Annotated in this window: 19 protein-coding genes; 6 read left to right on the top strand and 13 right to left on the bottom strand. The window is 57.2% G+C overall.

Going from position 1 to position 21933, the window contains the following annotated elements; all coding sequences use genetic code 11:
* Positions 1-113 precede the first annotated feature (113 nt).
* On the top strand, positions 114-1712 hold the full coding sequence (locus tag JKL46_RS25030) for a coiled-coil domain-containing protein (RefSeq protein WP_201838475.1): 1599 nt from the start codon (positions 114-116) through the stop codon (positions 1710-1712).
* A gap of 7 nt (positions 1713-1719) precedes the next feature.
* Positions 1720-2694 carry a PAN/Apple domain-containing protein gene (locus JKL46_RS25035; protein ID WP_201838476.1) on the top strand — a complete coding sequence of 325 codons (975 nt, stop codon included), beginning with the start codon at positions 1720-1722 and terminating at the stop codon, positions 2692-2694.
* A gap of 375 nt (positions 2695-3069) precedes the next feature.
* On the opposite strand, the gene JKL46_RS25040 is transcribed toward JKL46_RS25035, so the two are convergent.
* The 9 genes from JKL46_RS25040 to JKL46_RS25080 form a co-directional block, all read right to left on the bottom strand.
* Positions 3070-3861 (bottom strand): hypothetical protein, encoded by a 792-nt coding sequence (locus tag JKL46_RS25040; RefSeq protein ID WP_201838477.1) that lies wholly within the window; start codon positions 3859-3861, stop codon positions 3070-3072.
* 173 nt (positions 3862-4034) lie between these two features.
* Positions 4035-4682: a hypothetical protein gene (locus JKL46_RS25045; protein ID WP_201838478.1), complete on the bottom strand. Its 648-nt coding sequence runs from the start codon at positions 4680-4682 to the stop codon at positions 4035-4037.
* A 223-nt stretch (positions 4683-4905) separates the two neighbouring features.
* Entirely contained in the window at positions 4906-5103 is a 198-nt protein-coding gene (locus JKL46_RS25050; protein ID WP_201838479.1) for a hypothetical protein, read from the bottom strand.
* 322 nt (positions 5104-5425) lie between these two features.
* Entirely contained in the window at positions 5426-6364 is a 939-nt protein-coding gene (locus JKL46_RS25055) for a molybdopterin dinucleotide binding domain-containing protein (RefSeq protein WP_201838480.1), read from the bottom strand.
* Positions 6365-6528: 164 nt separating this feature from the next.
* A complete protein-coding gene (locus JKL46_RS25060; protein ID WP_201838481.1) occupies positions 6529-7410 on the bottom strand; it encodes an ATP-binding cassette domain-containing protein in 882 nt (293 codons plus the stop codon).
* A complete protein-coding gene (locus JKL46_RS25065; protein ID WP_201838483.1) occupies positions 7407-8411 on the bottom strand; it encodes an ABC transporter ATP-binding protein in 1005 nt (334 codons plus the stop codon). The genes JKL46_RS25060 and JKL46_RS25065 overlap by 4 nt, the downstream gene beginning before the upstream one ends.
* Positions 8408-9289 carry an ABC transporter permease gene (locus JKL46_RS25070; RefSeq protein WP_201838485.1) on the bottom strand — a complete coding sequence of 294 codons (882 nt, stop codon included), beginning with the start codon at positions 9287-9289 and terminating at the stop codon, positions 8408-8410. Before JKL46_RS25070 ends, JKL46_RS25065 begins: the two co-directional genes overlap by 4 nt.
* On the bottom strand, positions 9289-10209 hold the full coding sequence (locus JKL46_RS25075; protein ID WP_201838486.1) for an ABC transporter permease: 921 nt from the start codon (positions 10207-10209) through the stop codon (positions 9289-9291). The genes JKL46_RS25070 and JKL46_RS25075 overlap by 1 nt, the downstream gene beginning before the upstream one ends.
* 20 nt (positions 10210-10229) lie before the next feature.
* Positions 10230-11762 carry an ABC transporter substrate-binding protein gene (locus JKL46_RS25080; RefSeq protein WP_201838487.1) on the bottom strand — a complete coding sequence of 511 codons (1533 nt, stop codon included), beginning with the start codon at positions 11760-11762 and terminating at the stop codon, positions 10230-10232.
* Positions 11763-11846: 84 nt separating this feature from the next.
* Between JKL46_RS25080 and JKL46_RS25085 the strand changes: the two genes are divergently transcribed.
* The 3 genes from JKL46_RS25085 (at position 11847) to JKL46_RS25095 (ending at position 15398) form a co-directional block, all read left to right on the top strand.
* The gene (locus JKL46_RS25085) at positions 11847-12923 is read left to right on the top strand and encodes a DUF2817 domain-containing protein (RefSeq protein WP_201838488.1); all 1077 of its coding nucleotides are present in this window, start codon (positions 11847-11849) and stop codon (positions 12921-12923) included.
* A gap of 105 nt (positions 12924-13028) precedes the next feature.
* Positions 13029-14384, top strand: coding sequence for a UbiD family decarboxylase (locus tag JKL46_RS25090; RefSeq protein ID WP_201838489.1), 1356 nt, complete (start codon positions 13029-13031; stop codon positions 14382-14384).
* A gap of 441 nt (positions 14385-14825) precedes the next feature.
* Positions 14826-15398: a UbiX family flavin prenyltransferase gene (locus JKL46_RS25095; RefSeq protein ID WP_201838490.1), complete on the top strand. Its 573-nt coding sequence runs from the start codon at positions 14826-14828 to the stop codon at positions 15396-15398.
* Positions 15399-15403: 5 nt separating this feature from the next.
* Here JKL46_RS25095 and JKL46_RS25100 read toward each other — a convergent pair whose 3' ends face one another.
* Together JKL46_RS25100 and JKL46_RS25105 are read right to left on the bottom strand one after the other, a co-directional pair.
* Positions 15404-15898 carry a TIGR02444 family protein gene (locus tag JKL46_RS25100; RefSeq protein WP_201838491.1) on the bottom strand — a complete coding sequence of 165 codons (495 nt, stop codon included), beginning with the start codon at positions 15896-15898 and terminating at the stop codon, positions 15404-15406.
* Between the two features lie 752 nt (positions 15899-16650).
* Positions 16651-18579 carry a putative bifunctional diguanylate cyclase/phosphodiesterase gene (locus tag JKL46_RS25105; protein ID WP_201838493.1) on the bottom strand — a complete coding sequence of 643 codons (1929 nt, stop codon included), beginning with the start codon at positions 18577-18579 and terminating at the stop codon, positions 16651-16653.
* A 646-nt stretch (positions 18580-19225) separates the two neighbouring features.
* Here JKL46_RS25105 and JKL46_RS25110 point away from each other — a divergent pair.
* Positions 19226-19891, top strand: coding sequence for a ParA family protein (locus JKL46_RS25110; protein ID WP_201838495.1), 666 nt, complete (start codon positions 19226-19228; stop codon positions 19889-19891).
* Positions 19892-20086: 195 nt separating this feature from the next.
* Here JKL46_RS25110 and JKL46_RS25115 read toward each other — a convergent pair whose 3' ends face one another.
* Both JKL46_RS25115 and JKL46_RS25120 read right to left on the bottom strand, forming a co-directional pair.
* On the bottom strand, positions 20087-20863 hold the full coding sequence (locus JKL46_RS25115; protein WP_201838496.1) for an ABC transporter permease: 777 nt from the start codon (positions 20861-20863) through the stop codon (positions 20087-20089).
* A 52-nt stretch (positions 20864-20915) separates the two neighbouring features.
* Complete coding sequence (locus JKL46_RS25120) at positions 20916-21917, bottom strand: ABC transporter substrate-binding protein (RefSeq protein WP_201838497.1); 1002 nt, start codon at positions 21915-21917, stop codon at positions 20916-20918.
* Positions 21918-21933: the final 16 nt, after the last annotated feature.

The following is a 21933-nucleotide window of genomic DNA, read 5'->3' on the forward strand; positions in this document are numbered from 1 at the left end:
TTAACCAAAATACTAATGCGTTTCCCCTTTGCTTTCAGTGTTCGATAGAACTCCCTTGAAAAGGCTAAGCTTTTTCAGGATGGTGAAACTACCGTTCTGGGTCGGGGGCATGAATGGCGTCGGCGTTTAATGCGAAATTGGCGGTCTATGGTCAGTGGACCTACCGCGTGGCTTGGGCGCTTGAGATCGTCGCCGCCTCGATCGGGTTGGCGACAGGTCTTGCGCTCGGATATCAGGCCTACAGCGCGAGCCTCGGCACCGAGTTATCGGTCAGCGGTCTGGACCTGGCCTTGGCCAGCGCTCCATTCTTTATGGTCGCTCTGGCTGAATTGACGAAGATTCCGATCGCGACCCTGCTGTTTTCGGTCAGATGGATCTGGAAACCGGTCCTTGCGATTGCCCTCTGCCTTTTGGCGCTGATCACCTTCGAAACCGTATTCCTTGGCCTGGAGCGTGCGTCCACTCAACGGCAGATCCAATATGAGGAAATTCAGGCGCGGAAGAATGCAGCTCAGATTGAGCTCCAAAGTACCGAGAAGTCACTGGTCGCCCTCGCGTCTGCTAGCCATGTCGCCGATGTTAAGGCAGAGGTCGATCGGCTGAATGAGATGGAAGCCGCCGAAAGCCAACGGAAGCAAGACGAGATCCAGCGGGTTCAAAGTCAGATTGAGAACCTGAAGTTGCAGAACCCACAATATGCATCGCTTGCTCGACAGATTGCAGCAAAGGACACGGAGTTCAAACAACTCATCGAGCGGCGGGACAATGAAATTCGCGTCCAGCTTGAGCCATTTGAGCGTCAGAGAGAGAGTTTCACGAAACGCATTGAAACGGCACGTGAAAAGGGTGATCAGGCGACGGTCCGCCGGTTGGAGGAGGAACTGGCGCGATTGAGAAATCCCGTCCCGGCGATCCGGGAGCGTTTCGGTGTGGAGGAGCAACGGCTCCAAGGAGACCTGCGTATTCTGCGAGAGCAACAGGCAGCCCTGGAAAACAGTGAGACTGAAGCTGAGAAACAGGCCCGTGGTCGTCTCGTCGAGCGCCAGAACCTACTCGAGCAGGAAGTCCGCGACCTCCAGACAACATGGCAGGACCGTCGCAATCGAACCCTCTCTCAGCTGCAGGATGCGCAGCAGAAAGCGGCCGCGAATGCTCTCGAAACAGAACGCCTTCGGGTGAGGGTCACCCAACTGCAGAATGAGCTTACTATCCTTGAGAAAGAGCGGGTCGTCACATCCCGCAACGATCAGATCCGGCGCCTGGCCGGCAGGCTGTATGGTAAAAATCCGGAGGTGGTGAGTGTCGAGGAGGCCGGCTTCATCTCCATCGTTTGGTTTGGGTCGCTCGGTGCGCTGGCTGCCCTTGCAGGACCTCTGACCGCCATTGTAGCTCTCGGACTGCAACGCTCCGCAGAAGTTCGGGAGACGAGAGGAACCCGAACACTTTCCGACTACCTGCGCCGTTGGCTCATCCGGTGGCGGTTCAAGCGTACCCGGACGGTTCAGGTGCCGGTTGAGGTCCCGGTCGAAAAGGAAGTGGAGAAGCGCGTAGAGGTGCCTGTCGAAAAGATCATCAAGGAGGTTCTCTACGTACCGATCCTGACCGACGATCCGAACGCTGTTCGTAAGACGCTTCAGCAGGATCTGCCAGCCGAAATTGCCGACCTGATTCAGGTTAAGTTTAAGGGCGCCCCCAATGCAAGTGCGGCATGACACGTCATTGCTCGAGAAAGCCATCGAGCAGGTTTTGCTTCGGGCCTCGATTCCCACCCTGCAGGCCCAGGCTGAAGCGCTTGAGAAGACAAATAAGGCCGTTGCCATTCGGCGCATCGCTACCGGAGCAGCGATTGCGTTAGTCGCAATCGGCATCGGTCTCGGAATCAAGTTTGCGCTCGATCGGAATCCGAACCTTACCGGTCAAGTGCCACAGATCCAAGCGCAGGCCATACCAGATCCAGTGCCACAGCCACCGGCCCCGGCTCCGCGTCCGCCAGATATTCCGGTGACCAAGTCCGACCCGGCACCAACACAGCCCGACATCATAACAACGAACTTCACCAAGTTCGCCAATCGGCAAGTTGAGCTGCTGGGCCGGACCTGGACTGTCAGCGTCGGTCATCATTTCGATAATGAGGCAGACACATCCTGGAACCAGGCTTGGTGCTACACTTTGACGAAGGTCAATGGGGTTGAGGTTAAGGTCGAACTGGCAGACCGAAAATCGCCGAATGCCAAACCAGTTGCGCCGACCGCCAATCTGGCGACGATGCAGCATGCCGGATTGGATATCAACGACGCCTTGGCACTTGCCTCCAGATGCCCTTGGTCGGATGGGAATTTCAGCGTTGCTGATCTCCAGGTTCCAGCATCTGCGAAAGGGCCCATGCCAACTCCACCAGTGCTGCAGCCCTCATTGCCCTCCCTTCCTCCGCCGCAACCGCAACAGGAATTTATTGCGGCCGATGACTTCGACATTCCCGGGGGAGACTATCGGGTCGAAAAAGAGGTCTCATTGGAGCTTTGTACGTCCCTTTGCCGATCCGAGGCGCAATGCAGGGCCTATACTCATAACAAGACTGCCCGATGGTGTTTCCTGAAGGACCGTGTAGGCGAAGCCCAGCGGTTCGTCGGGGCTTTCTCGGGCCTGAAGAAGACCGCGCCGACCGCTGGGAGTTCCAATGCTCAATGGCGCTAGAAAGAGGCAGACAATCGAAGCCGTCTCAGGAAGCGAGCGCGCGGATTTGAACGAATCGCAGAAGACGAACAGAGAAGGATTGAACTCGGGGACCTACTCGATCTCTTCTCCATCATCGTCCTCGTCTGCACCACGAAAAGGGTCCTCAGCGTAGGCCAGACAACCTTCATGGAATGACCAAGAGTTCCTGGGAACAGGGCAGTCAGTTGGATCCGTTATTCCTTTAAGCTCTGCCCAGAGATAGCCCGCTCTGTGGCCAGAGCAGTCATCTGTGCACTCATAGCCTCCGAAATTGCGGTCACTGGCAACCGCAGACCCTTCGGAAACCGAGAGAATCAGTAATGCGATGATGGTGCAGGGAACACGCATGGCAATTTAACTCTTGACGGCCTCTTGTCGGACCTCAATCTCGTGAACGTCAGATCCGACTACAATATTGATCCGGTATGATTTAGGCGCATCGCTCCCGTCAGACTGAGGTGGCTCGAAATGCAACTGGCCGCCATACCACTCACCTGGAAGAATCGTATTGTCCTTGAGGACTGATTGCTCGAGGCCCGCAAGGCTTTGTCGACCCTGCTCCACGGTGCTTGCGATCATTGCGTCGTTCTGCGCGGCTGCGTTTGCCTGAGCGATCGCATTGGCCGTGGGATCGAAATAGGATGCCGTAACGGTGCTGACACGATTGTATGAGCCGTACGGTGTATAGGTTGTGGAGTAAACGTTGGCGCGGGCCGTGCCATATCCTGCTTGGGACGCGGCGAACGAATTAGCTCCTGCTGCTAGGCCGACCAAAAGCGCTTGTGCAACTTGCTTGCTGCGCTCTTCAGCGACAAGGCTCTCGTAGGTCTTCACGGGCAAAGCGACCACCCTGCCGTCCGCGGACTTCTGATGAACAGCAATGTTGCTCACCGCGAATTCGAGCGGGCTTTTTGTGAGATTGTTGATGCCGATTACGAAGACCGGCCGGGTTCCAGATTGAAACTCGCGGGATGCTGGACTCACGAGGACGATCGAGTTCTTGCTCTTCGAGGCAATTGCTTGGCGACCGTCACGGACCATAGCCTGTTGATTGGCATTGGCCTGGAAACGGACGGTCTCGGTGCTGACGCAGGCTAACAAAAGCGGCGTCCCTGCGAGCACCGCTACAAGATTTCGGATTGTCATTTTGGCCCCTATAGTCCCATCGACTAGAAGCCAAATTTGAAATGTCCGGGCAAGGGAAAGCTTAAAACTCTGCTAAATATCGGTCTAGTTGACCACAGGGTTTTATCAGATGCTGAACTCGGAAGCGATGTATCCCGGCCGAGGCCCGCATCGTGCTCTTGTCTCTATCTTCCCTACCAAGAGGCGGGATGCAGACGCCGCTTCCAGCGCTCGTGCCTTGCCAATTGAATGGCGGCGGCCTGACGTTTAGTCAATCGGCAGGCCTCTGCCTTCGCGGGTTCCGATGCCGGAGCCATGATCGTCCCGGCTTTGGGAGCTAAGTTCCCTGTCATAGGGTGAGGTGCTTCACTGTGCTTCACACCTTTGGAGGCCTTCTCTCTGGCCTTCCGCGCAGCAACCCCTACGCTTCCATCGTGCACGGGCTCGGCGTTACGGACCGGCACTGCATCCTTTTCAGCGGCAGGACTGTCGGCATGTGACAATGCATTGGCGATCACTGGCGCAACTGGAATGGCTTTTTCCTCGTCCGCCTGGACCAGGGGCGCCAGGTCGAACGCCATCTGCTTCTGATTGGCCGTTGCTTCAGAGCGCTTGGAGCGAACAGGCTCAACGGGCTCCGGCCGGCTCTCTCCCGCTTTGACGATGCTCGGCAGAATGCGGGGAGCGGCTGCCGGTTCAGCCTTAACGTGTGGCGTCTCGATCTGGAGGTTCCTGCTCGCCACCGGCGCGGGCTCGAACAGACGCCTCGGCGGCAGGTGGCTTCCCTGCCCTGGTGCACGGGATTTCTTGATCTCAACCGAGAACGGCTTTGGTTTGCGCATTATCTAGATATGATGACTTGGAGCTGGAAAAGACAGTGACCTAAGAGCGCAACTGGTGAAGGTCAGATGCCGCAGACAAAGAGAAGCGCCCCGTGCATGGCAGAGGCGCTTCCCTTCCAGGGAGGATTAGCCCCCCAGCCTTTCCTTCAAGGGTAACGCACAATACCTAATCTCAATCGTTTTGGCTGTATCGCCGCGGGCACAGGCGCCGAATAATATGGACTCAGAGCGCCGTCAGCAGCAGGCTCAGGCCAATCAGGGCGGCAAACGAGACGACAAACCGCGCAGCAGCCTGCGTGAATGTCGGGGCATGTGTCGGAGCAAAGATAGGCGCTGCAACCTCTGTCGGCGGCATGATGAAGACCTCGATGACTGCGGCGAGTTCCGGAAGACGGTGGAAGGGGCGATCAAACCGTGTCACTCGGCTCGTGTTATGTGTCCGATTTCGGCCCTGATGTCTGTAGCCGGAAGGTCACACGGCGGGTCGCGATGTGGCTGATCGGGCCGCCGTCGAAAGCACCATTGCCGAGGGCCGAGGGCCGAGGATGATTTACATTCAAGATATGCCATTCCCTTGGCTCACCAGCGCCATCTCCTTGAAGGGGCGAAGGCCGCTTGCGGCGCGGCAGGTCCTCCAGCAACTCGGTGGTCCAAGTGCAACGTCAGCTGGTCATGTGATGCCTCATGCCGGCTGTCGCCGATAGAAGGCGCCAGCAAGAGCCCTTAATTCGATCCGTCCACAGTCACTGCGATCCTCGCAGGAATGGTGGCGGCTGATAGCTCGTGACGGGCGGCGCAGAGCCATCGTAAGCTTGGACCTCAACAAGACAGGAATGTGCACTGGGTCCTTGGGCCAGTGCGGATGTGCCACGATCAGGCGTCAGAACATTAGGATTGCCGTGCTTGTCGAGTGAACCAGGCATGCCCGGCTCAAGGGGATCAAACCACGCCCCTGTCGACAACTGGACGACGCCTGGACGCACGTCATTCGAAACGCTTACGCCTGCCAGACAAGCACCACGATCGTTGAAGACGCGCACGATATCGCCGCTTGAAAGCCCACGGCGTGTGGCATCCTGCGGGTTCATTCTGATCGGCTCGCGTCCAGCGATTTTGGCATCTCGGGCATGACTGCCATGGTCATACTGGCTGTGCAGCTTTGTGACCGGCTGGTTCGAGATCAGATGAAGCGGGAAGCGATCTGCGGCAGGCGCCCCGAGCCATTTCTGGGATGGCAACCACGCGGCGTGGCCTGGGCAGTCCGCGTAGCCGAAGCTTGCGATCCGCTCAGAGAACAGCTCAATCAAACCGGATGGGGTCGTAAGTGGGAACCGCACCGGATCAGAACGGAAGTCGGCGAGGAGCGGCTTGACCGCTACGTGTTCCGGCAACAGGGTCACACCCTCGCGCCAGAAGGCATCGAAATCAGGGATGTCCATATCAGCAGCGGCGATGCGCTGGCGCGCCAAGCCATAGAGATGCCGGAGCCAACTCTCCTCGTTGCGACCCTCCGTGAAAGCCTCCTCTGCCCCAAGCCGTGAGGCGAGTGCGGAGAAGATCGTGAAGTCGTCGCGGGCTTCTCCGGCCGGCTCCGCCAAGCGGTGAGAGGCCGCACCAGTCGGGCGACCGATATCCAACGATGCTCCCTGGCTGGTGAACCACCGGTGAACATCGACTGTCAACGATGTTGTCCAACGCTTCCTGGCGTGTCGCAACTCCGTCGTCATGCGGCGAAGAACGGGTACAAGAAAACCCGCCTGGCTTGCACCACGCGGGTTCTATTCGGGGCAGAGGTTCGGTCCCAGCGACGTCCCTGCAGCCCTGAATCCTTAGAAGGTTGGCGAGCTTATGGCCTGCAGCCGCGAGTGGCCACAATCGGGCGTTCCGTCGCAGGAGACTCACAGCTTACCGATGTCTCAAAATCGCGCGAAACAAGCGGCAATGGCCGTCCTGCAATAGGTATTAGGACGCTCGAAAGCAGCATGCGGGAATAGGGATGACGAGGAGCTGCGAAGAAAGGTGCAGTCTCACCCTGTTCAACGATCTCTCCGCGATACATAACAGCTATGCGGTCGGCTATGCGTTCGACCACAGCCAGATTATGGCTGATAAAAAGATAGGTCAGGCCAAAGCTCTGTTTGAGCTCTTCGAACAGCTTGAGGATCTGTGCTTGGACGGAGACATCCAGTGCCGACGTCGGTTCGTCGCAGACGAGTAACTTCGGACGCAACATCAAGGCACGCGCTATTGCAACGCGTTGCCGCTGCCCACCCGAGATTTGGTTCGGATAGGTATGAAAGAGACGCATCGGCAGGCCCACCCTTCCGAAGAGCTCGCGTGCACGATCCTGACATTCTTTTGCAGAAACGCCGCCGCGCACAATGAGCGGCATCTGGATAATGTCCGCAAGGGTTCGCTTAGGATTCAAAGATGAATAAGGATCCTGGAAAACCGGTTGCACGAGATTCGCAAAGTCCCGCGGGCTCAGCGTGCTTGATGGCCTGCCATCGATCGTGATCGATCCTGTATCCGGCATCAGCAAGCGCAGCACAAGCTTGGCGAGTGTCGATTTCCCAGAGCCGGACTCGCCGACGATGGCCATCACTTCGCCCTCTCTCACTTGCATTGAAACGGACTTCACAGCCGGGATAAGCTGAGGTGGCGAGAAAAAACCAGTTCGCTGCCGAAACGCGAGGCTAATATTGTTCACCTCCAGGAGCGAAGTCATTGGAATGCCTCCAATGGCGCGGCTGATGAGTCTGTCGTCGATCCCGAATCGTCACGTGCAAGTAGACAACGATAAGCATGGCCCGGAGCGACCTCGCGTTCTGGGACCTGACTTGCACAGTCAGGCATCGCAAACCCACAGCGGTTCCGGAAGATACAACCCTGCAACTCTCCAATTAGTGCCGGCACCACGCCTGGAATAGGGATAAGTGGCTGGCCGCGCGTCGGTAGGCAAGAAAGAAGTGCGCTGGTGTAGGGATGGGCCGGACGCGTCAGGACGGAGGCCACAGAGCCGGTTTCGACAATCTCGCCGGCGTACATGACGGCCATCCGGTCAGCAACGTGGGCGACAACCCCGAGGTCATGGGTAATGAGCATCAAGGCCATACCGGTATCCGCCTGCAGTTCCTTTAGCAGAGCGAGGATTTCCACCTGGGTCGTAACATCGAGGGCGGTTGTCGGCTCGTCAGCGATCATCAGATTAGGACGACACATCAGCGCCATGGCGATCATGACACGCTGGCGCAGTCCGCCAGACATTTCGTGTGGATACTGTCGCAGGCGCCTTTCCACCGGCACAACCCCGACGCGTTCGAGCAACTCCCCTGCACGGGACAGAGCCGCCCTACGGTTGCCAAGGCGATGATGAAGGAAAGATTCGATCATCTGATCGCCGATGGGCAACACCGGATTGAGCGCCGTCATTGGCTCCTGGAATATTGCGGCGATCCCTAGTCCGTGCAAATGAGACCACTGGCGGCGCCCGAACATGCGCATGTCCTGGTTCTTCCAAGACATGGTCTCGGCGGAAAGGACCGCGCTGCGTGGTAGAAGTCCGAGCACAGACATGGCGGTCAGCGACTTGCCGCAGCCGCTCTCGCCGACAATCGCAAAGCTTTCCCCCTCCCCGATCGAAAAGCTGATGCCGCGAATTGCGCGCAGGAGACCAGCATGACCAGGGATGTCGATCCGGAGGCCTTCGATGTCGAGAAGCGGGCTCATCGGCGGCCCTCCGGCTGCGAAAGATCGCGCAATCCATCTCCGAGCAGATTTGTTGCCAGGACCAGCAGGAAAATGGCGATGCCTGGAACCCAAACGAGATACGGTTTGGCGAACAGGAAGCTTCGGCCTTCAGCAATCATAAGGCCCCATGAGGGCGTGGGCGCGCGGATGCCAAGGCCGAGGAAGGACAAGCTTGCCTCGCTTAGAATAGCCATCGCCATTTCCAAAGTGGCAATGACCAGAATGTGGTGGAGAACGTTAGGCCGGATCTCGTTCCAGATGATCCACGGTGCCGAGGCTCCAGCAACTCGCGCTGCAGCTATAAAATCAGCATTGCGCACTTGCTGTGTCGCCGTTCGCACGACCACAGCGTAGCGATCCCAGAAAAGCAGCCCGAGAACGAGAATGATGGTGGCCAGAGAGCCGCCTACCAGCGAAATGACGGCCAGCGCAACAAGCAGGCCGGGCATGCTGAGCCTGCAGTTGATGACATAGGTCACAATGTCATCAGTCCGTCCTCCATAGTATCCGCCGACAAAGCCAAGCGCTGATCCGATTGCCCCTGCGATTAACATGGTGGAGAAGCCAACGATCAGCGAAACGCGGCTACCGTAGATGAGGCGACTTAAATAGTCGCGACCAAGATGATCGGTCCCGAGCAAATAGTCTGGGCGACCACCTTGCATCCACAATGGGGGTAGCAGCCGCACCCCCAGGTTCTGAGCGATGGGGTCGTGCGGCGCGATGAACGGCGCGAATATCGCGATGACAATCGTGACGAACAGAATGGCGAAACCAAAGATGAAGCCGCCATGTTGGAGCGCTCGCCGCATACGCAGGCGCCGTGGCGCCGGAAGAGATGATTGTATCTCTTCCATCAGCGCTTCTGCCTCAATCTAGGATCCAGCCATGCGTTCAGGATGTCAGCTAGCAATGTCAGGACAATATAGGCCGCGGAAACGAACATCAGCATTGCCTGCACGACGGGGAAGTCGCCTCTCTGAATTGATCGGTATGTCAGAAGGCCAATCCCATCGATGGCGAATACCGATTCGACGATGACCGAACCTCCAAGAAGCGTGCCAAGTTGCACGGCTGAAAGCGATATAATCGGCAATATGGCGTTGCGCATTGCGTGGTTCAGCATGATCCGAGCCGTCGGTATGCCCTTGGAGCGGGCTGTTCGGATGTAATCCTGTTCGAGCACTTCCATTACACCGGACCGTGTCAGTCGCATCAGCGCCGGGATTGCGCCGACCGCCAGCACCACAATAGGCATAATATAATGAAGCGGAGTTGAGGAGCCTGAAACGGGGAGCCACCGTAACGTGACGCCGAAGATGCTGACCATCATCAACGCCAGGAAGAAGCTGGGTAATGCCTGACCGCTCAAAGCCAAGCTGCTGACCAAGCGGTCAAGCCAAGAGTTAGGTCGTAATGCAGCCAGCATACCCAGCGGCAGGCTGATTGTGAGGGCGACGACAAGGGCGCATACGGCGAGGATGGCGGTGGTGCCGATCCGGGCCATGAACAGCGAAAACACTGTCTCGCGGGTGAAGAAGGATGTGCCGAGATCGCCTCTCGCTGCCCCGGTCAGCCAACTGGCATATTGGGCCAGTAAAGACCGGTCGAGCCCCATCGATCGTCGAATTTCCTCAATCTGTTCGGCACTGGCATTCTCTCCCGCAAGCGTGGCGGCAAGGTCGCCGGAAAGATGCAGGAGCGCAAATCCTACCAACGACACCGTCAACAGAACGAGAAGTGAGACGAGCAGTTTGCCCCGAACGAAGCTCAGCATCACCGTATCCGCTTTGTCTCCTACTTCGCCCAACCTGCAAGCGAGATGTCCGGGAAATCGATTACCGGAGCTTGATACCTGACCTGCTCCGAGAGGACATAGGTTGCGACCGTGCCGTATAGGGGAAGAACGTAGGCCTGTTCGTTAATGCGAGTCAGCGTGTTGCGATAGAGTTCCTCACGCTTTCCTTTGTCCGTTGTGCGCAAGGCGGTTGCATTCCACTCGGTGATGTCTTTGTCCTTCACGTAATCGGTGGAAGACCCGTTGAAGAAGATGCCGAGTGTATTCGAAATGTCCAATGATGTTACACCGCTGCCCCAACCAACAATGCTCATCTGCGATTCGCCCTTAATATAGCGTTCGCGCCAAGCCGGCAGTGGCATTGTCTCAAGCCTGACCCGGATGCCAATTGCTGACAGGTACCCTTGCAATGCTTCGCCGATCGCCCGGATGTTGGCTTCAGCCATCAACGTAACATCGAACCCATTGGCATAACCGGCCGTTTTCATCAGTTCCTTGGCCTTGGCGAGATTGAGCTCGTAAACCGGTTTCACGTCAGTGATGCAGAACCGCTGTGATGGATTGCAATTGGTTGCCAAGACGGCAGCATCGGGGCTGACGAGGCTATGAACCATTTCAGGTTTGTTCACGGCATAAGAGATGGCGCGCCGAACATCAGCGTTACTTAGCGGGTTGTTGTCCTTGCCAGCGACATTCATGCTCAGGAAATACATCCGCGTCGCCTGGCCGGTCTGTACAATGACACCCGGTGCACCCTGCAACGCCGTGACATCTGTCGGAGAGAGCGAAAGCGCCATGTCGATGCCGCCTGACATGAGTTCCGCGATTTGCGTCTGCGTTTCGGGGATGACACGAATTTCGATAGTCCCAATCGTCGGCTTGGGGCGTGTGCCGCCGAAATAGTTGTCGTTCCTTACCAGCGTATAGGAAGAGCCCTTCTGCATGCTCTTGAGCGCGTACGGACCGGTGCCGACCGGCTTCGTCGCATGAATCATGTGGCCGTTTGCTTCAGTGTATTCGTTCGGCCAGATGCCCACACGCGAAGCAAGCACGTTTTCGAAGGTCGGCTCCGGCTGCTTGAGGGAAAGTTTCACGGTGTATTCGTCAAGTTTTTCAACGGAAGCAATGTTGCCAAAATCCTGCTGCTGCTGACGGAACTTGTTATTCATGTCCATCAGTTGCTTGAAGGTGAAGACAACATCATCTGCGTTGAAGGTCTCTCCGTTTTGGAACTTGATTCCCTGGCGCAGCTTGAATTCAACCGACTTGTCACTTGTCCAGTTCCAGGAAGAAGCAAGCAGCGGTTTGAAATCGCCCGTCGCTCGGTCGGCATAAATCAGGGTGTCGAAGATGATCGTCCCGAACAGATCGGAGTCGGCGCTGCTTGTGTGGATGGAATCGATGAAATCCGTTTCTCGTGAAAGCGCCACGCGAAGCGTGTCGTCGGATTGCCCGGCCCGGACGGCAGAGGCAGAAAGAACCAGAGACATAAGTGCACCAAAGGCCGTGGACCATTTAAGGAGTTTTTTCATCAACCGTTCCCTTTCCAAGCGGCAGACCACTTGCATTTTTACTTTAAGTCTAAACTATTGGACCTCAAAAGAAGAGGTTTGTCCATGACCATAGGTTTCTTCTCAAGCAGCTATTCCGAAGCCCGGCAGCGCTTCCTGGCGAGCGCTCGCGCGAAGAATATGCCAGTGACCTCTTATCTCCATCCACAAGTCGGTCCAGCCAACGAGACATTGGCGACAGATGTCGCGCGTATCGGTCCGGCGGACGCTAGTCGCGTATTGATTTTGGAGTCTGGCCTTCACGGCGTCGAGGGCTACCCTGGATCGGCTTTGCAATTGTCCGCACTGGAGGAACCGACCTTTTCAGACGACGGCGATGTAGCGCTCCTTCTGGTCCATGCGATCAATCCCTGGGGCTATGCCTGGAACCGCCGGTTCAACGAAGACAATATCGATCTCAACCGGCATTTCATCGATTGGGATGCACCAGGCAGCCTCGATAATCCCGGTTACAGAGATGTAGCAGATTTCATCATCCCGCAGGATTTTTCCGCTGATGCGCTAGCTGCCTCTGATGCAAAGCTTGAAACCTATCGGACGGAAAGGGGCGAACTGGCATTTCGGTCTGCCATCAAGCTCGGTCAGTATTCGCACCCTGAGGGCCTCTATTACGGTGGGCTGGCGCCCTCATGGTCGGCAAGGACGGTTGCGCAGATTGCCAACGATCATTTGAAGTCGGCTAAGATATGCGGCTTGATCGATGTACACACTGGTTTAGGCCCGTTCGGCTTTGGAGAATGCCTAAGCGGCATGGCACCCGACAGCGATGAGGGCAAACGCTGTAGCGACTGGTACGGCACGGTCGCTCATACGAAAAGCGCAAACACGGCTTATGCAGGAAGCGCAGCCTCCATTCTAGATGGATACAAGCGGGCTGCGCCATGGCTGGTCTGGACCCCAATCGGCCTGGAATTTGGCACCCGATCGGAAAAAGTTGTGCGTGACGCGGTACGCTTCGATGGCTGGCTGCATCTCAATGGTGGCGTGGCTCATCCCAAGGCGCAACAAGTCAAAGCACTGATGCTTCACGCCTATTACCCGGATGAGCCTGAGTGGCGGCAGGCCGTGCTAATTCGCGGCATGGAAGTCGTTCGGTCAGGACTTAGCGGCATTTCGAGATGAGAGGAGACGTTTGCATGAGGCCACTGAGCAAGTTTAGCTGCAAGGCGTAACTGGTTAACGTGATCAAATTACGTAATGCAACAACAGCACGGGTAAAGCAGGAAAATGAAGGACTTCATTCTAGATCTCGTGGCACGCGGTGAACTCGCCGTGGTCAAGCGCCCTGTCAATCCGTGTCATGAGCTTGCCGCTGTCACCCGAGCCGTGCAGAAGGCGGGTGAGCAGGCCGTCCTCTTCGAGAAGGTAGGCGGCAGCGAGTTGCCGGTCATCTCCAATCTCTATGGCAGCCATGAGCGCCTGAAACGGCTGATCGGCGCGGGTGAATGCAGCTTCTGCGAACGCTGGATCGAATTGACCGACGCCTGCCTCGCTAGCCGCGATGCAGACGTGCTTGAACAAGCCAGTTCGGATGTCGAAGCCGAGTTCGTCTCCGGCACGCTCTCCGATCTGCCTGCGATCACCTATCACGGGCGGGATGCTGGCCCGTATTTCACCTCGGCGATCTATCTCGCGAGAGAGCCGGACAGTGGCGTGCCGAACCTGTCCTTTCATAGATCGATGTATGTGAGCGATACGGAGCTTCGAGTGCGGCTCGGAGGCACTCACGATCTGGCGCGGTATCAGGCCAAGGCGGAATCGCGCGGCCAGCCACTGGAAGCGGCGCTGCTGCTGAGTTGTCCGCCCGAAATCTTTCTGTCGGCCTGCGCCTCCCTGCCCTACGAGGCGAGTGAGCTGAACATGGCGGCCCAGATCGCGGGCAGGAAGCTGCCGATGCGCCGCTGTAAGACCATCGACCTTGAGGTGCCTGCCTCCGTGGATATCGTGGTCGAAGGCCGCTTCGTATCCAACGAACGTCGCCCGGAAGGCCCGTTCGGCGAGTTCATGGGGAACTACGTCGAAGTTGGCGACAATCATGTCTTTGAGGTCACCCATGTCAGCTATCGCCGCGCGGCCGTGTTCCACGGCCTTGTCTGCGGCTCGCCCGAGGATCTGCGCCCGCTCGAGGCTGTGACGGCCGCTCGGATCTATCGGCACGTTGCCGCGCAGGTGCCGGGAATCATCGACATCTGCTGCCGGCCGAATGTGATGATCACGATTATCAAGCTCAAGGTTCAGTACGAAGGGCACGCCAAGCATGCGCTGCTGGCCGCAATGGGCTCCTATCTTGACTACAACAAGGTCGTCATCGCCGTGGATGAGGATGTCGACATCTATAATCTAGATGACGTGATGTGGGCCTACCTGACCCGTGGCAGGGCCGATACCCGGGCCATGATCCTCAATGATATCCCGGGCTTCTACCGGGACGCCAAGAAGGATCACTGGGGCCGGCTCGCCATCGACGCCACAATGCCCTGGGGCCGAGCTGCCGAATTCGTCCGCAAGTCAATTCCTGGAGAAGACGATATTGACCTACGCGAATGGGTCGATCGAGGTTCCGGTCACGAGCGTGAAACATGATGGGGCGGCCGAAGGCCCCTCCTCCTTTTTGCCCTCAGTCGGCAAAGCTGTCCGGCTGCTGCTATCGGCACATCTAGCTTTGGAATTGCGAGGGCTTTAGAGACTTCATGCTAGGGATGCGCCAGACCTCCTGTATCTGACCCATCTAGGCGATAGATATCACCCGAGTGCAGCACATAGTCGTCTGCAGAGCCTCCGTCACGGGTGCGAGCTACTTGAAGGACTGGGCCGTAGCGCTTGGCGAAAATGTCTGGGACATCCGCCACACGAACATGGTGCTTATCTTCCAGATTCCGCCTCCAGGCGAAGATTGCGATTGAGCTGAGTGCCTTCGCTCGAGTGGACTTATATTAGCATCATCGTAGTTAGGGCCGGGGCGCAAATTGCTATTGCATTGCATAGTGTGATGAATAATTGAAAAGCCAGAGAGAAGGTCAGACGATGAGCAGCAATCCGCGCCGTATTGTGGTTGGCATATCTGGAGCGTCAGGGGTCATCTATGGGATCCGTCTACTTCAGGTCCTGCGAGAAGCTGATGTCGAGACTCATCTGGTGATGACCCGCTCGGCCGAAATCACGTTGGCGTATGAGAGCGAATACAAGGTGGCAGAGGTGCGCGATCTTGCGAGCCGCACCTATGCGCCGACCGATATTAGTGCGGCTATTTCCAGTGGCTCGTTCCGGACTGCAGGAATGATCGTCGCACCCTGCTCAATAAGATCGATGTCTGAGGTTGCCAGCGGCGTAACCACAGGCCTTCTGAGCCGTGCAGCAGACGTGGTGCTAAAGGAGAGGCGACGCCTCGTGCTAATGGTGCGCGAGACTCCCCTGCACAGCGGCCATTTGCGAACGATGGTCCAGCTTTCAGAAATGGGGGCGATTATAGCCCCACCCGTACCTGCCTTCTACGCACGGCCGCAGACCCTTGATGACATGATCGACCACACGATCGGCCGAATGCTCGATCTCTTCGACGTCGATACCGGGCTGGTCCGGCGGTGGAAGGACGGATGAACCTCTCAGCCGAGTGTGCGGGCGGCTTGTGCTACCACGTCGAAGGCTTTGGTGAGCGCCCCATCCTTGGGAGTTTCAGCTTTGAGAAGCTCCGGCAGGGCTTGCTCTAGCGGCAGACCGGCATTCGAGGAGTGAGCCTGTAGCCAAGTCTCGATCGCCGAAAGCTGGATGAACTCCGCCTCCAACTCGAGCGCCTTCACCTTCTCGCGCAGTGCTAGCCGGTTGGCATCAGGCACTTCAGCCCAGCCGGGCTTTAACTGAACCCGAACGCGACGCAAGGGAAGAATTACTATTCGGCGCCAGTTGGCGATCTCAGCGTCGAGCGTCGCTATTCCTGCCGTATTGAGCGGTCGGCCGAGCCGCACATCGGCATAGAGCAAAGCAATCAGCATAAGTACATCCACCCCGCCTTCGTCCTGCAGCTTTAGGCAAGCTGGGCTGACGCCCGGGTGGGCATAGAAGGCAAGAGCGAAATCGCGCAGCGGGCTTGAGGAAGTCATGCGACTTGCATCCCACGGTGCACCTAAGACCGTCAAGCCGAGCTTTCAAATGCAGCTGCTGCGCGTGATCTCTTACATTGCAGGATCCGGACATTCTAACTTTGCGGCTAGATAACTGTGGCTGATAACAAAGGCTTTGAAACTTAAATCGATATGTTCCCAGGCAGCTTGCGGGTTCGTCAGGATAGCTCGCTTGGGCTCACCCTGCCCTAACAGTTCCAACAATTCCGGCAGCGAGAAATGCGTGGGGCGCGGCGTGTAAGCAAGGCATCCAAGATGAGGATGTCCAGGTCCTTGAGATTCGGCGGGTTTTCTTCGGGGATGTGGCTCACGAACGGCGCGTAAGCGATATTGCCGAAACGGGAGACGAAAGCGTCGATATCCCTATGGATCATGCTTAACGGCACGGCCTCCATTGTGAGAGACCGGCTGCTGGCCGCGGACGTGCTCGTGGAAGCTGGCGCCGTCATCGCCAATCATCGTCGCGAACCGCCTAAACGGCGATGTTCATCCTCCACGAGGGCACAACGAGCAAACCGGTGCCGTGACGTTCGGCGCCATCGTGGGCGATGGCTGTCGGATCGGGGCCAATGTGGTCCATGCCCCCGGCTCCATTCTACCGGAAAAGGACCGTGGTGCTGAGGCTTTCTCTCATTGATCAGCGACCTGACGATTACCTCAGCAAATAGTGTTGCCCGTTTTCATGTTTTCATTAACTTCGAGCCTGTTGACGGCTCGTCGAAGTGGACGGCTCAGGCCGCCCGCTCAAGTCCCGGGCCGCTCTCCAAACTGTAACTCAACTCCCGGGCGGGCTTTGGCTTCGCGAAGAAAAAGCCCTGAGCTTGGATGCACCCGGCAGCACGGAGCCGAACGAGCTGTTCTTCAGTCTCAACGCCCTCGGCGGTAGTGATCATTCTCAGGCTCGCTCCGAGCCTTACGATCGATTCAACGATCACGGCTGCATCCCCCTCGTCGGGGAGGTCCCGAACGAACAGTTGATCGACCTTGATCTTGTCGAAGGGGAACCGGCGCAGATAGCTCAGGGACGAGTAGCCAGTACCGAAATCGTCCAAAGCGATGCGTATGCCCATGCTCCTAAGCTGGTGAAGCGTCGCGAGCGTCGCGTCATTGTCCTGGAGCAGCACCGACTCTGTGATCTCTAGTTCCAGGCGGTTTGGAGAAAGACCGGAGGCATCGAGGGCTGTTATCACCTGCTGGGCGAGATTACCGGATCGGAACTGCACAGGCGACAGATTGACAGCAACGCGGATGTGGTCTGGCCATTTGGCTGCCTCGGTGCAGGCCTGCTGAAGGACCCACCGACCGAGGCTGGCGATCAGCCCGGTTTCTTCGGCGAGCGGAATGAAATCACCCGGTGCGATAATTCCTTTCTCGGGGTGATTCCAGCGCAGAAGGGCCTCGAACCCGCAGATTTCATAGAGTTTGAGGTTTACGATCGGCTGATATGCGAGCATCAGTTCGTCATTGCTGATCGCCTTACGCAAGTCGAGTTCCAGTTGGCGACGGGCCTGTAGCTGTTCGTCCATTTCAGGAGCGAAAAACTGGTAGGTGCCGCGTCCGACCGCCTTGGCGCGGTATAGGGCGAGGTCCGCGAACTGAAGGATTTGACTCGGTGTCCTTCCCTCTCGGATGAGAGCGATGCCGATACTGGCTCCGATGACGATCTCATGCCCGTCAATGAAATAAGGGGCACCAAGAGCAGTCACGATCTGCGTCGCAAGTCGCGCGCATCCCTCCAAGTTGGTGACGCCCATTTGAAGAACGGCAAACTCGTCGCCACCAAGGCGTGCAATGACGTCACCGTCGGCAACGCAGTTGCTAATGCGTGTCGTGACTTCCCTGAGGAGGGCATCGCCCATTCCGTGCCCAAACGAGTCGTTGACGTCTTTGAAACGGTCGAGATCAAGGAGCAGCACCGCCTGGGTAACTTTGTTGCCGTCGCGATTTGCCAGGATCCCTTCCAGGGTTTCCTGAAACAGCGCGCGGTTGGCAAGACCAGTCAAGGAATCGCGGTGGGCGAGCACGCGTAGCTTCTTGTGCGCTCCGCTGAGCAAGCCAATGTGGCGAAGGAGAAGGGCTAGGAGAATAAATCCGGAAAGAATGAGCCCGGCGACGATGCCGGTGAACCTCCAGTGCATACGGAGCAGACCCTCTTGCTCGGCCGCAACAGTGTTCGCACTGTACGAGTGAGCGACGGAAGCAATTTGGATGAATATCGCTTCGAGCGGCTTTACGGCCTGCAAGGCCTTTTGAGCTGCGCCTGGCTGATCGATATTATCGATAAGCGGCTCAATGGTTCGCAGGATATCACTGAGTTGACGGAGGGCAGCCACGTATTCCGGGTACCCTCGAAGCGGTTCGGTCAGGATATCGCTTCGGAGAAATGACTTGGCGCGATCCATAAGTATATCAAAGCGCAGTCTAATTTCGCCTTCATCGACATCACTACCGGGATCCCCATACTCGGCAAGGCGCTGCTCAAGTCGAACGAACTCATTTGACGCCTGACTGGCATCCCAGGATGGGCGATATCGGGAAACATACTCGAGCGAATACTGCCGCTTGACCACGAGGGTCGAAACATACCCTGCCGAAATCACGAAGCCGCAGATAATGACGCCAAGCAACAGTTGAAATGCACGCAGGGACAAGCGTTTCATCCTCCGGATCGGCTCCGGCTTGTACGCAGGAAAAGCGGGTGCAAACAGTGACTTAGGCGAAGCTCGATCAAGACGATTATTCTCTTGCTTCAGTGCCATACTCCGGATGCTTGCGCAATCGCCTCCATAACGGGACACCATCGAAGTTCAACACTGTTGCGAACCAGCATCGGAAACCCGCCCGGTCGGTAGGATTACTGCCTACGCCGTGAAGCAGACGGGAGACCATCACTAATTCCGATGCTTCTAAGCCGTTAGGCCTCGCATATCATGAAACGCTATAAAATTTTGAATAAGGGGTCATTGACAAGAAGTCCGCGGTCGCTCTGCAGGATGGCGGCACAGAGCCATCTGACAGGATCGGTCCGGCGCGCATCAAAAGTTACGACGAGGATATCGTGGGAACGTGGCCCATAAAATTGCCACGGTTGAACGGCCAAGGTTGGCTTAGTGGTTTCAGCCTCCTTGAGCCGCAGATACCCTGGTTGCGGATCCATCCAATTTCGTCGACCGGGCTCCAACCGCCCTCAGCCGGAGGTCTGTCACGACCCCTCGGTGAGGGCGTTTTGCTGTCTGGCAAGCGATAAGGCTCCGTTAACCATACTCGCGCGACGATGCATTGCTTGATCAAGACTGGGGGACTGGCATGAATGTCGTGGTTTTTGCTTCCCGCAAGGGAGGTTCCGGAAAGAGCACCCTTGCCGCGCATCTCGGGAGCTATATGGCCGAGCACTCTCGGCCGACGCTCCTGATTGACGCGGACCCTCAGGGGTCGTTGGCCCTTTGGCACCGGGTTCGGGGCTCGCCGGATCTGACGCTCCATGTTGGCACCAAGCATCTCGCGGCCACCTTGGCGAAGGCGCGGCGGGCCGGGGCTGAATGGGTCTTGATCGACACGCCACCCAACGCGGAAGCTTCCGTGACCGAGGCGATCTGGCACGCGGATCTTGTCGTGATCCCAATGCGCGCCGGGCTGTTCGATATCGACGCCGTTCAGGCCACGATCCAAATGTGCCGTGACCTTAAGAAGCCATATGCTGTGGTAATCAATGCTGCGCCGGCCAGGAACGGCTCGACGGATCCGAGTGTTGCGGATGCACGAGGCGCGATGCAGACGCTCGAGGTTCCGACATGGAGTGGTCAGATCACCCACCGCCCTGAGCTGACGCTCTCCTTGGCCTATGGAGCCGGGGTGAGCGAGTCCCACTCCGGATCGGCTGGATCGGAGGAGATCGGCAGCCTTTGGCGAGCGCTCACGCGGAGCTTCGAGGCAATCGAGGCGATGACCGGCAAACAGGGTCAATCCGCTTAACGAGTATGTCGTCTTACTCCGGTCGAGATAATTCGAACCGTTATTCGGAAAGGGACCTGAAGATTGCCATTGCTGGAGCGATGGGAACCAAGAAGACGAACCCAGGTTTGATCAAGCTACTACAGTGCTCGACCGAAATGGAGCTGTGTCGGTTCGTCCCCCTGCGCAGCATTGGCGAAGTTTTCAAACCGCGGATCAGACGCGGGCTTCCAGTCCGATCTGACTGGCATGCCAGCTAAGGATGTGTCGTTCGCCTGCGCGGATCAATTCATGGAAACCCCAACCGATTGTCGACAAAACCAGGATTGCGACGATGACCACGCTGGCATCGCCGTTCTCTTGCCCCAAGCTGAGGAGATAGCCGAGGCCGTAAGTCGCTCCCATAAGTTCACCAATCACCGCCGCGGTGACTGCCTGCGTAGAGGCAATCCTCAACCCGGCGAAGATAGGTGGCAGCGAAAAAGGAAGCTCTATCCGTCGAAAGCGCTGCCATGCGTTTAGATGAAGAAGTGTGCCGAGATCTTGATAAGGCCTTTCGACAGCTGCAAATCCCGCAGCAGCACCTGCCATCACCGGGAAGAACGTCACGATCGCAATAAGAGTTATTTTCGGTCCCATATCCAACCCGAGCCACAGGAGAAGCAAGGGGGCGATCGCAATCTTGGGTGCCGTCTGCAGGACTAAGATAAGGGGGGACAGCAGCCGACCGAGAAGTGGCACTCGCACGAACAACCACCCAAACGCAACACCGAGAAAACCACCGAGAATAAATCCGGCGCCAATCTCACCAAGAGTGACACGGATGTGCTTCGTGAGCTCCGCCGTTTGCGCGAGGAAAACGAAGCGAGACGCAATAGCATCCGGCGCAGGGAGCAAATAGGCCGGCACATTCGCCACAAGGACGACAATCCACCAGATCGCCACTGCGATGGCTAGTGATCGGAGAGCAATCAGGATACTGGCTATTGTCATTATGGCCCATGGATGGGTTAACCTCCGCCTGTCGACGGAGGTTGAAGGACTATTAGGCTTTGATATCGCTCGGCTGGACCACAAGATCGTCGGCTTTGAAGCCCTTCTCGATGACTTTGTATTCAGCCAAGATATCGACATTCTTCTGCCAAGCCGCGAAGTCCGCTGCGCCAAGCCCCTTCTGTTTCGTTAGCGGGCTCTGCCAAATTGATGGGATGAACGACTCTGTGAACGCTCGCTTCAGCAGAGCCTCCTGCCCCTTCCAAGTCTGCGCGTGCTTGTCGATTGCAATCGTCAACGCCTCATCGACGTGACCGTCAATCACCCACTGAATTGCTTCACTGAGAGCAGCATTGAAACCGCTCACTGCCTTTGGATTGCTTTGGAGATACCGATCGCTCGTCACAACGACGTTGCCGAACGATGGCAGAAAGTCGTTTGAGGAGATCATGCCGACTTGCACGCCGTCAGCTTCGAGGTTGTAGCGCCGCAGTTCCGAGAAAACGATGGCATCAACTTTGTCAGCTTGCAGGGCTTGGACAATCGCACCCGTGGCAATCACCTCCACGTTGACGTCGTCCAGCTTCAGGCCTGCCTGCTTTAGTCCGACTTGCAGCTGCAGGTAGTTCGGACTTCCGAGGCTCGTAACTGCGACCGTCTTTCCTTTCAAGTCGGCAAAGGTCTTGATGTTCTTGGACGTTTTGAAAAGGGTTGCCCCAATGCCGCGTTGATAGGTGGTATGAACCACCTTGGCAGGAAGACCGTTAGCTTTTGCGGCAATAACCGCGTCGCCATTCGGGAAACCGAATTGGACGTTCCCGGCCGCCACATTGCGCATGATGTCGGCCGCAGCCGCGTAGACGATGCGAACTTCGAGACCATTCTTCGCGAAGAGTCCTTTCTCCTGGGCGACATAGATGGGAGCGTAGAACGGAACAGCTGCTCCATCGATTTGCAGCGTCACTGCCTCAGTACTTTGAGCTCTCGCAATGCGTGGAAAAACACCTGCAGCCGCTGCGACGGCGCCGGTTGCGAGAAATGTTCTGCGTTTCATCGAAAACCTCCCAAGT

Origin of the sequence: Microvirga zambiensis WSM3693 (genome assembly GCF_016735695.1) — a bacterium.
Taxonomy (GTDB): Bacteria; Pseudomonadota; Alphaproteobacteria; order Rhizobiales; family Beijerinckiaceae; genus Microvirga; species Microvirga zambiensis.